The organism is Streptomyces sp. NPDC041940, assembly GCF_055589465.1.
In genome coordinates, this window is sequence record NZ_JBVJBP010000003.1 from 45176 (window position 1) to 56816 (window position 11641).

Genomic DNA, 11641 nt, shown 5'->3' on the forward strand with positions numbered 1-11641 from the left:
CCTTGGTATGGCAGATCGAGGAGCGTGCGCGTGTTCAACCGGAACCGACGCCTGCGGCAGGCGGCGGCCATCGCGTCCATATCGTCCCTTCTCACCGGGTGTGGCGTGTTGTCGTCCGACACCCCGGAGGACGAGGGGCCGATCGTCGTGGGCACCACCAGTTCGCCCAGCACGCTCGATCCCGCGGCCTCGTGGGACAGCTCCTGGGAGCTGTTCCGCAACATCTACCAGACGCTGCTGAGCTATCCGACGGGCGCGAGCGAGCCCCAGCCGGACGCCGCCGAGCAGTGCGGCTTCAGCGACTCCTCGAACCAGGTGTACCGCTGCGAGCTGCGCGAGGGCCTGAAGTTCTCCAACGGCGACGCGCTCGACGCCCGGGCGGTCAAGTACTCCTTCGACCGGATCCGCAAGATCAACGTCAACGGCGGCCCCGCCGGTCTGCTGGGCAGCCTCGAGCGGGTCCAGGCGCCGAACGAGCGTGAGGTGATCTTCCACCTCAACAAGCCCGACGCCACCTTCCCGTTCGTGCTCGCCACCCCCGCGATGTCGATCGTCTCCCCCCAGGCCTACCCGGAGAACTCCCTGCGCAAGGACGGCGAAGCCGTCGGCTCCGGGCCCTACACGCTCGACTCGTACGAGGAGGGCAAGGAAGCCGCCCTCGTCCGCAACGACGGCTACAAGGGCTACGCGGAGCGCCGGAACGACGCGGTGACCATCCGCTACTTCCAGGACTCCGGTGCCATGGTCAAGGCCCTGCGCGACGAGCAGATCGACGTGACCTACCGTGGTCTGGCCGCCGGCGACGTCGTCGACCTCCAGAGCAAGTCCTCCAAGGAGGAGGAGGTCCAGCTCGTCGAGGGCTCGGGCACGGACATCAACTACCTGGTGTTCAACCCGAAGGACTCCTGGGCCAAGCGCAAGCCCGTGCGCCAGGCCATCGCGCAGGTCATCGACCGGGCGGCGATCACCCACAAGGTCTACAAGGACACCGTCGACCCGCTGTACTCCATGGTCCCCAAGGGCCTCACGGGTCACACCACGGGCTTCTTCGACGACTACGGCGACCCGGACGTCGACAAGGCCCGCGAGATCCTCAGCGACGCGGGCATCAACCAGCGGGTCCCGCTCACCTTCTGGTACACGAGCGACCGCTACGGTTCCGAGACCGCCGAGGAGTTCAAGGAGCTGAAGCGCCAGCTCGAGGACTCCGGCCTCTTCACGATCAGCCTGAAGAGCCGCCCCTGGAAGACCTACGTCGAGGGCTACCAGAAGGGCGAGTACCCGGTGTTCGGGCGTGGCTGGTTCCCCGACTTCCCGGATGCCGAGAACTTCATCGCGCCGTTCGTCGGCGAGCAGAACGCCCTCGGTACGCCCTACCCGGCCCCCGAGATCACCGGCGACCTGCTGCCCCGGTCGCGCCGGGAGAGCGATCGCGCGAACGTGGAGAAGGAGTTCGAGGAGGCCCAGCGGATCCTGGTGGACGACGCGCGACTGCTGCCGCTGTGGCAGGGCAGGCAGTACGTGGCCGCCAGCCGGGACGTCTCGGGCGCGGAGCGGGCCCTGGACCCGTCGACGATCATGATGCTGTGGGAGCTGCACCGCAAGACCGCCTGGTAGGCGGGTCGGCACCGGGCTTCCCGGGCACGCTGTCAGTGGTCGCCTGTAGGTTCTGAGGCCTGGAAGTGACCGCACATCGTGAGGACGTTGACGTGACCGACACCGCCATGCTGCCCGAGTCCTGGCGCGGGGTTCTGGGCGACGAGCTGCAGCAGCCCTATTTCAAGGAGCTGACGGAGTTCGTCGAGGAGGAGCGGGCGAAGGGTCCTGTGCATCCGCCGCGCGAGGAGGTCTTCGCCGCGCTGGACGCCACGCCGTACGAGAAGGTGAAGGTCCTGATCCTCGGTCAGGACCCCTACCACGGCGAGGGGCAGGGGCACGGGCTGTGCTTCTCGGTCCGGCCCGGCGTGCGGATCCCGCCGTCCCTGCGGAACATCTACAAGGAGATGCACGAGGAGCTGGGCGCGCCGATCCCGGACAACGGCTATCTGATGCCGTGGGCCGAGCAGGGCGTCCTGCTGCTCAACGCGGTGCTCACGGTCCGGGGCGGCGAGGCCAACTCGCACAAGGGCAAGGGCTGGGAGAGGTTCACCGACGCCGTGATCCGCGCGGTCGCAGGCCGCCCCGACCCGGCGGTGTTCGTGCTGTGGGGGAACTACGCGCAGAAGAAGCTCCCCCTGATCGACGAGTCGCGGCATGTGGTGGTCAAGGGCGCGCATCCGTCGCCGCTGTCGGCGAAGAAGTTCTTCGGCTCGCGTCCGTTCACGCAGATCGACGCGGTGGTGGCCGCACAGGGGCACGAGCCGATCGACTGGACGATCCCGAACCTGGGCTGAGGACGCGCGGCGCACGGCGGGGCCTTCCTCCGGGAAGGCCCCGTGCGTACGGACCGGCCTGAGCCGGATCGCCTCCCTCTCCGGTTAGCGTCGGAGGATCAGCCGGCGAGTGCGCGGAGGGCGTGGCGATGGAGCGACAGGAGCAGACGGCGCCGGACACCGTGCTGACGCGGATCGGGCAGCTCGTCATGCTGCACCACGCGGGGGACCGGGAGGAGGCCCGGCACCGGTTCCTGGACCTGTGGGCGGAGATCGGGGAGCACGGCGACCCCCTGCACCGCTGCACCCTCGCGCACTACCTGGCCGACACACAGGACGACCCCGGGGACGAACTGGCCTGGGACCTGCGCGCGTTGACGGCGGCGGAGGAGATCTCCGAGGACGGGCTCCCCTCCGGCGAGGCCGTGCGCGCGTTCTACCCCTCCCTGCACCTGAATCTGGCCGACGACTACCTCAAGCTCGGCCAGTGCGACGCGGCCCGCACGCATCTGCGACGGGCCAGGGGAACCGCCGCCGCCCTCGCCGACGACCGTTACGGCGACGGTGTGCGGGCCGCCATCGAACGGCTGGAGTCCCGGCTGGGAGAGGGTGGCGCGGGGACCTGGACGCCGCGGCAGCGGCCCTGAAGGAAGTCCGTCAACGCCGGTACGTGTCGCGGCAGATGGTCGCCTCCGGGCTGTCCGCCCGCCACCTCCCGTAGTGCGTCCCCAGCGCGCACACGTCCGCGTTCTTCGGGACGTTCTTGTGGACGTCCTGCCGTACCGACTCCGGGACGTCGGGCAGGTCGGCGGGTGGCCGCTGCGGGGTGCGCGGTGCGGGTGCCCGGCGTTCCGGGCGAGCGGGGCGCGGGCGGGCGTCGTGGGTGCCGGACGGCCGCTGCTCCTGCTCCTGCTGCGGCGCGGCAGCCGGGGTCGTGGTCCGCCGGGGCGCGGACGCGGACGGCTCCGGGCGGCGGGACCCCTCGATGAGTTCCAGGGCCTCCCGGGCCGGTGCCTGCACGACCTGCTCCTCCGGCCGGGGCGCGGGCGGCGGGGACGGTGCCGCCGGCGGCCCGTGAACGGGGGGATCCTGGACCGTCACACAGCCGGCGAGGGCCGAGACCGCCACGGTCACCAGGAGCGTCGCTGTGGTCGTCGTTCGATGCACCCGCGCAACTCTGGTGTGTCCGGCCCCTGGTGGGACAGCGGACAGGCGGAGGATGCCCCGCACGGGTGATGTCCCGCCCCGTACGGAGGTCGCCGGTGGGTCGTGGGTGACGTCAGTCGCCGGTCGAGCCGTCGAGGCGCTCGCGGATCAGGTCGGCGTGGCCGTTGTGCCGCGCGTACTCCTCGATCATGTGGGTGTAGAGCCAGCGCAGATTGAACTGCTCGCCGGTGCGGTTGTGCTTGCCCTCGGAGAGGTCGTCCAGGGCGAAGCGGGCGGCGTTGCGCCGGGCGGTCTCGATCTGGGCCTGCCAGGTGGCATACGCCTCCTGGTAGGTGTCCGCCTCGGTCAGGTGGAACTCGCCGTCCGGGTTCTCGTCGCTGTAGTAGATCGGCGGCGCGTCCTCGTTCGTCAGTACCTTGCGGAACCAGCCCCGCTCCACATCCGCCATGTGCCGCACCAGCCCCGTCAGGGACAGGACGGAAGGCTCTACGGAGGCCGTCCTGAGCTGCTCGTCGCTCAGGCCCTCGCACTTCCACGCGAGAGTCTGCCGGTGGTAGTCGAGCCAGCCTTCCAGCATGGCGCGTTCGGCGGCGTCGGTGGCGGGTTCGGTGCGCTTGATGTTCATGCCCGCATCCTTTCCCAACTCGCCCGGACAGCCCAGGGGTTTTCAGCCGCCGAGCATCCCCGCGAGCAGCTCCCGCAGCCCTGCCCGTACCTCCTCAAGGCTCGGCGTCCCGGAACCGAACGACCCCGCCACGCAGCTGAACATCAGCCCGTCCGCCCAGGCGATCAGCGACAGCGTGTGCCGGGCCGGGTCCGTCGAACCCATCCCCGTGACCAGGGCGGTGAGCTGGTCGCGGAAGCGGGCGCCCGTCGCGTCGAAGTAGGCCCGGAGCTCGGGGCGGCGGGTCGCCTCCAGGGCCAGTTCGTAGCGGGCGAGTGTGAGGGCGCGGTTGTTCGTCAGGGCGCGGTGGGTCGCCAGGGCCAGGGCGCTCGCGAGGGAGTCGGTACCGGACCGCGGGTCCGGCATCTCGTGCAGGGCCAGGACCCGGGCCTCGCGGTCGGCCAGGCGCCGTACCGCCAGTTCCAGCAGGGCCTGCCGGGTCCGCGCGAGGTTCGAGGTGGAGCCCTGGGGGAGTCCGGCCGTCTCGTCGACCGCCCGGTGGGTGAGGCCCCGCATCCCGCGCTCGGCGAGCAGGGCGAGGGCGGTGTCGGCGACGAGGTCGGCGCGGGAAGGGCCGGTGGTGCGTACGGACATGAGGCTCACGCTACCCGTCTCACTACGGCTGTAGTAATGTCGAACGCGAACTACAGCTGTAGTCGACGCGGTGTCGAGGAGGAGCCATGGCGCAGTCGAGGCGGGCCGTCGTGATCGGCGGCGGTATCGGAGGCCTGACCGCGGGGGCCGCCCTGCACCGGCGCGGCTGGCGTGTCACCGTGCTGGAGCGCGCCCGCTCGCTGGAGCCGGTCGGCGCCGCCATCTCCCTCGCTCCCAACGCCCTGCGCGCGCTGGACGTCATCGGCCTCGGTGACGAGATCCGCGGCCTCGCCGCCTGGGCGGGGGACGGCGGGCTGCGCACCCCCTCCGGCCGGTGGCTCTCGCGCTCCTCGGCCGACGCCGCCGCCGAGCGCTTCGGCGGCCCGCTCGTGCTGCTGCGCCGTGCCACCCTCGTGGAGCGCCTGGCGGCACAGCTCCCGCCGGGCGCCGTCCGCACGGACGCCGCGGCGACCCTCGCCGACAGCGGCGACACCGGCCGGCCCGCCCGGGTCGCCACCGCGGACGGTGAGCTGGAGGCCGATCTGGTGGTGGGCGCCGACGGACTCCGGTCCGCCGTACGCCGGGCGCTCTTCCCCGGCCACCCGGGGACGGTGTACTCGGGGTTCACCACCTGGCGGATCGTGATCCCCGTCCCCGGTGTCGAGTTCGCCTCGCACGAGACCTGGGGGAGGGGCCGTATCTGGGGCACGCACCCGATCGAGGACGGCCGCGTCTACGCCTACGCCGCCGCCATGACACCCGCCGGGGGACACGCGCCCGACGACGAGAAGGCCGAGCTGCTGCGCCGCTTCGGCGACTGGCACGACCCGATCCCCGCCGTGCTCGCCGCCGCCCGCCCCGAGGACGTCCTGCGCCACGACGTCCACCACATCGCCGAGCCCCTGCCCGCCTGTCACCGAGGCCGGGTCGCCCTCGTCGGCGACGCCGCGCACGCCATGCCCCCGACCCTCGGCCAGGGCGGCAACCAGGCCATCGAGGACGCGATCGTCCTCGCCCACCACTGCGACGACCTCACGGCCTACACCGCAGCCCGGCTGCCCCGTACGACCGCCGTCGCACGGAAGGCCATCAAGGTCGCCCGGCTCAACCTCATGACCAGCCGCGCCGGGATCGCCGTACGCGACACGGCCGTGGCCGCGCTGTCGAAGGCCGGGCCCGCCCTGTTCCTGCGCGGCTTCGACGGCATCGCCGACTGGCGGCCCCCGCACCAGCCGTATGCTTCCGAGCAGACCCCGGCAGGCAACCGCTAGAGGAGAACCCCCGTGAAGGTCGGCTGCATCGGACTCGGCGACATCGCGCAGAAGGCCTACCTCCCGGTCCTCGCCTTCCAGCCCGGGGCCGAACTGCACCTGCAGACCCGTACGCCCGCCACCCTCGACCGGGTCGCCGACGGCCTCCACGTCCCGCGGGAGCGGCGGCACACCACCCTCGACTCCCTCCTGGACCAGGGCCTCGACGCCGCCTTCGTGCACGCCCCCACGCTCACGCACCCGGAGATCGTGACGCGGCTGCTGGAAGCGGGCGTACCGACGTACGTCGACAAGCCGCTGGCCTATGAACTCGACGACTCCGCGCGGCTGGTGGCGCTCGCCGAGGAGCGGGACGTGAGCCTCGCCGTCGGGTTCAACCGGCGCTTCGCCCCCGGCTACACGCAGTGCGCCGACCATCCGCGCGAGCTGATCCTGATGCAGAAGAACCGCATCGGGCTGCCGGAGGAGCCGCGCACGATGATCCTCGACGACTTCATCCACGTCGTCGACACCCTGCGGTTCCTGGTGCCCGGCGCGGTCGACGACGTGACCGTGCGCGCACGCGTCCGGGACGGTCTGCTGCACCACCTGGTGCTCCAGCTCGCCGGGGACGGCTTCACCGCGCTGGGCGTGATGAACCGGCTCAGCGGTTCGGCCGAGGAAATCCTCGAGGTGTCCGGCCAGGACACCAAGCGGCAGGTGATCAACCTCGCCGAGGTGGTCGACCACAAGGGGCAGCCGACCGTGCGGCGGCGCGGGGACTGGGTGCCGGTGGCCCGGCAGCGCGGGATCGAGCAGGCGGTCCTGACGTTCCTGGACGCCGTCCGCGCCGGGAAGGTGCTCAGCGCCCGGGACGCGCTGGAGACCCATGAACTGTGCGAGCGGGTCGTACGCGCGGTTCAGGAGCGGACCGCCTGAGCCGCAGGGTCCGTACGCCCTCGCCGGCGGCCCAGGCGGCGAGGATCACCATCGCCGCGTACACCGTCCAGTCGCCGAGGCGGACGTACGGTGTCGTGCCGTGGGCGAGGGGGACCTCGTAGACCTGCGCGGCGGACGCGTCCGTCCCGAGCCACGGCCCGATCCGCTGTCCGCTCGGGCCGTAGACGGCCGAGACGCCGGTCAGCGTCGCGTGGACCATCGGGCGGCCGGTCTCGGCGGCACGCAGCGCGGCCAGTGCGGCGTGCTGCTCGGGCGCCCAGCTCTGCTGGAAGGTGGACGTCGACGACTGGCCGACCAGCACGTCGGCGCCTTCCCGGGCGAGGTGGCGGGTCATGTCGGGGAAGGCGGTCTCGAAGCACACCATCGGGCCGACGCGCAGCCCGTCCCCCACGTTCATCACGACCGGCTGGGTGCCGCGCCTGCGGTCCTCGCCGGCCGCCTTGCCGACGGAGGTGGCCCAGCCGAGCAGGGAGCGGGCCGGGACGTACTCGCCGAACGGCACGAGCCGCATCTTGTCGTAGCGCTCGCCGGTCAGGCCGTCCGGGCCGACCAGGATCGAGCTCTTGTAGATGCCGGGCTTGTCGGAGCGCCGGGCGTCCACGTTGACCAGGATGCCGGCGTCCGTCGCGCGAGACAGCGCCGTGAGCCGCCGGGCGAGGTCGGGCCGGTCCCCGAGGTCGAAGCCGACGCTGCTCTCGCCCCAGACGATCAGGTCGACGTCCTGCCCGGCGAGCCCGCGGGTGAGCTGTTCCTCCCGGTCGAAGCGGTGGTCCGCGCTCTTGCCGCCGTCGATCACGCCCGGCTGGACCACGGCGATCCTGACCTCGCCGTCGACGTCCGGGCGGGGCGCGAAGGACCAGGCGGCCGAGGTGGCGGCGGCCGTGGCGACGAGAGAGGCCACGGCGGGCACCCGGGCCCGGCGCACCGCCACCAGGACGGCGACGGCGACGTTGACGGCGACGACCAGGAAGCTCAGCAGCCACACGCCGCCGACCGAGGCGAGCCGCAGTGCCGGTTCCACCTGCCACTGGCTGGAGCCGAGCATGCCCCAGGGGCCGCCGAGGCCCTGCCAGGAGCGGACCAGCTCGACGGCCAGCCAGCCGGAGGGCAGGACGAGCAGCGCGGCCGCGATCCGCCGCCGCGCGGGCGCGCCCGCCAGCAGCCGGTGTGCGAGCCAGCCCCACAGGGCCCACAGGGCGCCGAGCAGCCCGGCGAGGACGAACGTGAAGACGTGCAGGAAGGGCAGCAGCCAGTGGTGCATCGCCAGCATGAAGCCGAAGCCCCCGCACCAGCCGTCGTACGCCGCCCGTTTGCCGGTCGGCGCGGTGCGCAGCAGCAGGAGCCAGGGGACCAGCGCGACGTAGGCGAACCACCACAGGGACGGGGCGGGATAGGCCAGTACGGGGAGAGCGCCCGCGATCACGGCGGCGGCCGAGCGCCGCCACGGGGAGGCGAGCCAGTGGCCGAGCGTCTTCATAGGCGCCTCCTACCCCGCAGGTGCCTCCAGTGTGCGCCCTGCGGACGATCTAGGACAGCGGACGCCGGGTCAGTTGATCACAGGTGTCTTCCGCCGCTCGGGAAGGCGCCGCCACTTCTCCTGGACGACCACCGCGCTCAGCCGCCAGCCCTCGCCGGTGCGCAGCAGCGCGAAGGCGTACCGGCCGCCGCACACGAAGTCGGGTGCGGGGCCCGCGGTGGCCATGGGGTTGACGTAGTCGGCCTGGACCTGGGCCGTGTCGCCGGTGTCCTGTTCCCAGATCCCGAAGCGCACCCGCCGGTTGACGATCAGGTGCTGCCGCACGGTGAACAGCCGCATGCTCTCGGCAAGCCAGGAGGCGACTGCTGTGGCCTCTCCCTCGATGCCGCCTGCCGAGCGGTAGTCCGCCCGCCCCTCCGGGGCGAACAGGCCCCGGTACGCCTCCCAGTCGCCGTCGTCGACCGCCACCGCGTAGTCGGTGATCAGTTCGTCGACGGCCAGCCGGTCCCTCACGGTAGCGAGCTCTACGCGCTGCGTCATCGGCTCAGTGTTGGGTATGGAGGGGGTGGAGCCAAGGGGTGTGACGAAAAAGGGCAGTTGAGTGGGGAGGTGCCGGGGGCGATCAGGCCGCTTCGACGACCTCGCCGCGGATCGCGGCCGCCCACTCGACGACCAGGAACTCGTACTCCGCGCGTTCCTCGGCGGACAGCTTGCCGCCCGTGCGCCGCCACAGCGCACGGATCTCCTCGTTGACCTCGGCGGCGGACCGCACGGAACCAGGGGTCGAGAAATCGGGGGACATGCGGGCAAGACTAGGGGCACCCACTGACAGTCCGCTACCGGACGGCTACGGGATCCCTATGCGGTTGGTCACGAGACGCGGCTCACAGGCCGCCGGATCAGCCCGCCGACTCGGCCGCGTGCGGGCTCAGCACGCCCATCGACACCAGCACAATGATGAGGATGCCGAGGGCGATGCGGTAGTAGACGAACGGCATGAAGCTCTTGGTTGTAATGAACTTCATGAACCACGCGATTACCGCATATCCGACCGCGAAGGCGACGATCGTCGCGAAGATCGTCGGCCCCCAGGAGATATGGCCGCCCTCCGTCGCGTCCTTGAGCTCGAACAGGCCGGAGGCGAGCACCGCGGGGATGGCGAGCAGGAAGGAGTAGCGGGCCGCGGCCTCGCGTGTGTAGCCCATGAACAGGCCGCCGCTGATGGTGGCGCCGGAGCGGGAGACGCCCGGGATCAGGGCCATGGCCTGGCAGGCGCCGAAGATCAGTCCGTCCCGGACGCCCAGGTCCTCCAGGGCCTTGCGCTGCTTGGGCGCGCGGTGCTTGCCGCCCTGTTCGTCCCGGGCGGCGAGCCGGTCGGCGATGCCCAGGACGATGCCCATGCCGATCAGCATCGTCGCCGTGAGCCGCAGGTCGCGGAACGGGCCCTCGATCTGGTCCTTCAGTGTCACGCCGAGCACACCGATCGGGATCGAGCCGACGATCACGAGCCAGCCCATCCGGGCGTCCGGGTCACTGCGCAGCGACTTGTCGGTCAGTGAGCGCGTCCACGCGGACAGGATCCGTCCGATGTCCTTGCGGAAGTAGATCAGCACGGCGGCCTCGGTGCCGATCTGGGTGATCGCCGTGAAGGCCGCGCCCGGGTCCTTCCAGTCCAGGAAGGCCGCCGTCAGCCGCAGATGCGCGCTGGAGGAGACGGGGAGGAACTCGGTCAGCCCCTGGACGAGTCCGAGGATGAGTGATTCGAACCAAGACATGAGGTAGCGGAGTCCAAGTGCCGGTGCGGGACGGACGACGGGCACACCGGGTCACCGTATGAGATGACCGTGGGATCAGGTGTACCGAGGGGGAAGCGTAGCGCCCCCGGGTGACGCCCTGGGACACAGGGGTTGCAAGGCGGTCCGCAGCGGGCCGGATCAGGCCGCCGCCGGGCCGGTCACCGTCCAGCCGGGCGCCTGGGGGCGGGGCGGGCCGTGAGGTCCTCGTGGCGCACCTCGCCTCCGCAGGCCGGTGCTGGAACGGGTGTGACCTGACCGGGATCGCGCCCCGGTCAGGTGTGACGGTTAATCAGAGGCGGCGCAGCTGGTGCCGCTTGCGCCACGCCAGCACCACGCCCACCAGCGCGGGCACGGCGATGCAGGCCAGGGCGATCAGGAAGGCGGGGGACGTCGGAGTGGAGGCGCGGGCGCCGGCGACGACGTAGGCGGCGGTGTTCGGGATCGAGCCGAGGCCGGTCGCCAGCAGGAACGGCAGCAGGCCCATGCGGGAGAAGGAGGCGCAGTAGTTCGAGGCCCAGAACGGCACACCGGGGAACAGCCGGATCGCCAGCATCGAGCGGAAGCCGTGCCGGCTGAGCTGGCCGTCCGCGGCCTTCAGCCAGCGCCCGCGCAGCAGCGGCCGCAGGGCGTCCTGGCCCAGCGCCCGGCCCAGGCAGAAGGCGATGCCGGCGCCCAGCACCGTGCCGGCCAGAGCCGTGCCGGTGCCGACCTGGGAACCGAACAGCGCGCCCGCCGCGAGGTTCAGCAGCGGCCTGGGCACGAACGCCACGGTGCACACGCCGTACGCCACCGCGAACACCACCGCTGCCGCGGCTCCGCCGAGCTGCGGCGGCCAGCCCTCGGTCAGCAGCCGCTGTGGCTCGAACAGCAGCACCGCGCAGCCGGCCGCGGCGAGCAGGGCGACGAGCAGGGAGAGTCGCGACCAGGGGGACAGCAGCACTCTGGTGCAGCGAGCGGCGAAACGGGTCGGTACGGCGGGCGAGGCGGTCGTTGCCGGGGAAGCGGTGACGGCGAGCTCCGCGGTGCTGGCCCGGGGAGAGGCCGTGGCGGTGCCCCCAGAGCGGGTGGTGGCATCGAGCATCCGGCGACACTAACCGACATATGTGTGTGATCGCCGTATGGTTCGTCTCACCAGCGTCACAGGCAGTTGAACGCTGTCTTGCGTGCGGCCCCCCGAAAACCATTCGACGTGCGGTAAAGCGTCGGCAAGGATCGACGTCATGTTCCGGCAGGCCTTCACCCTCGCAGCATCCGTGGTCACGGATGCCCCGAAGGCTGCCGTCGTAGCTCTCACAGCCGTTGCAGACGGCGCCCGAAGCTGACCCTCTCCGGTTCGTCCGGTCGGACCCCGCAAGGGGAGG

General features: G+C 71.7%; 13 protein-coding genes. 5 read left to right on the forward strand and 8 right to left on the reverse strand.

Features of this window, described 5'->3' with window-relative positions:
- Positions 1-30 precede the first annotated feature (30 nt).
- The 3 genes from ACZ6I3_RS07465 (at position 31) to ACZ6I3_RS07475 (ending at position 3019) form a co-directional block, all read left to right on the forward strand.
- Positions 31-1617, forward strand: coding sequence for an ABC transporter substrate-binding protein (locus tag ACZ6I3_RS07465; RefSeq protein WP_469412557.1), 1587 nt, complete (start codon positions 31-33; stop codon positions 1615-1617).
- A gap of 92 nt (positions 1618-1709) precedes the next feature.
- A complete protein-coding gene (locus ACZ6I3_RS07470) occupies positions 1710-2393 on the forward strand; it encodes a uracil-DNA glycosylase (protein ID WP_469412559.1) in 684 nt (227 codons plus the stop codon).
- 128 nt (positions 2394-2521) lie between these two features.
- Positions 2522-3019 (forward strand): hypothetical protein, encoded by a 498-nt coding sequence (locus ACZ6I3_RS07475; RefSeq protein ID WP_469412561.1) that lies wholly within the window; start codon positions 2522-2524, stop codon positions 3017-3019.
- Between the two features lie 10 nt (positions 3020-3029).
- On the opposite strand, the gene ACZ6I3_RS07480 is transcribed toward ACZ6I3_RS07475, so the two are convergent.
- The 3 genes from ACZ6I3_RS07480 to ACZ6I3_RS07490 all read right to left on the reverse strand — a co-directional run bounded on the left by ACZ6I3_RS07480 (position 3030) and on the right by ACZ6I3_RS07490 (position 4797).
- On the reverse strand, positions 3030-3539 hold the full coding sequence (locus ACZ6I3_RS07480) for a hypothetical protein (protein ID WP_469412563.1): 510 nt from the start codon (positions 3537-3539) through the stop codon (positions 3030-3032).
- A gap of 112 nt (positions 3540-3651) precedes the next feature.
- On the reverse strand, positions 3652-4164 hold the full coding sequence (locus ACZ6I3_RS07485; protein WP_469412565.1) for a DinB family protein: 513 nt from the start codon (positions 4162-4164) through the stop codon (positions 3652-3654).
- 42 nt (positions 4165-4206) lie between these two features.
- The gene (locus ACZ6I3_RS07490) at positions 4207-4797 is read right to left on the reverse strand and encodes a TetR/AcrR family transcriptional regulator (RefSeq protein WP_469412567.1); all 591 of its coding nucleotides are present in this window, start codon (positions 4795-4797) and stop codon (positions 4207-4209) included.
- Positions 4798-4883: 86 nt separating this feature from the next.
- On the opposite strand from ACZ6I3_RS07490, the gene ACZ6I3_RS07495 reads away from it, so the two are divergent.
- Positions 4884-6068 (forward strand): FAD-dependent monooxygenase, encoded by a 1185-nt coding sequence (locus ACZ6I3_RS07495; RefSeq protein WP_469412569.1) that lies wholly within the window; start codon positions 4884-4886, stop codon positions 6066-6068.
- A 12-nt stretch (positions 6069-6080) separates the two neighbouring features.
- Positions 6081-6986 carry a Gfo/Idh/MocA family protein gene (locus ACZ6I3_RS07500; protein ID WP_469412571.1) on the forward strand — a complete coding sequence of 302 codons (906 nt, stop codon included), beginning with the start codon at positions 6081-6083 and terminating at the stop codon, positions 6984-6986.
- On the opposite strand, the gene lnt is transcribed toward ACZ6I3_RS07500, so the two are convergent.
- From lnt to ACZ6I3_RS07525, 5 genes are all read right to left on the reverse strand, one after another.
- Positions 6910-8484 (reverse strand): apolipoprotein N-acyltransferase, encoded by a 1575-nt coding sequence (lnt, locus tag ACZ6I3_RS07505; RefSeq protein ID WP_469412573.1) that lies wholly within the window; start codon positions 8482-8484, stop codon positions 6910-6912. The genes ACZ6I3_RS07500 and lnt overlap by 77 nt on opposite strands.
- Positions 8485-8553: 69 nt before the next feature.
- Positions 8554-9024, reverse strand: a complete 471-nt coding sequence (locus ACZ6I3_RS07510) for a nuclear transport factor 2 family protein (protein ID WP_469412575.1) — start codon at positions 9022-9024, stop codon at positions 8554-8556.
- Positions 9025-9106: 82 nt separating this feature from the next.
- Positions 9107-9286, reverse strand: a complete 180-nt coding sequence (locus ACZ6I3_RS07515) for a hypothetical protein (RefSeq protein WP_184599516.1) — start codon at positions 9284-9286, stop codon at positions 9107-9109.
- 97 nt (positions 9287-9383) lie between these two features.
- Positions 9384-10259 (reverse strand): undecaprenyl-diphosphate phosphatase, encoded by an 876-nt coding sequence (locus ACZ6I3_RS07520; RefSeq protein WP_469412577.1) that lies wholly within the window; start codon positions 10257-10259, stop codon positions 9384-9386.
- Between the two features lie 310 nt (positions 10260-10569).
- Complete coding sequence (locus tag ACZ6I3_RS07525; protein WP_469412579.1) at positions 10570-11361, reverse strand: TVP38/TMEM64 family protein; 792 nt, start codon at positions 11359-11361, stop codon at positions 10570-10572.
- Between the last annotated feature and the right edge of the window lie 280 nt (positions 11362-11641).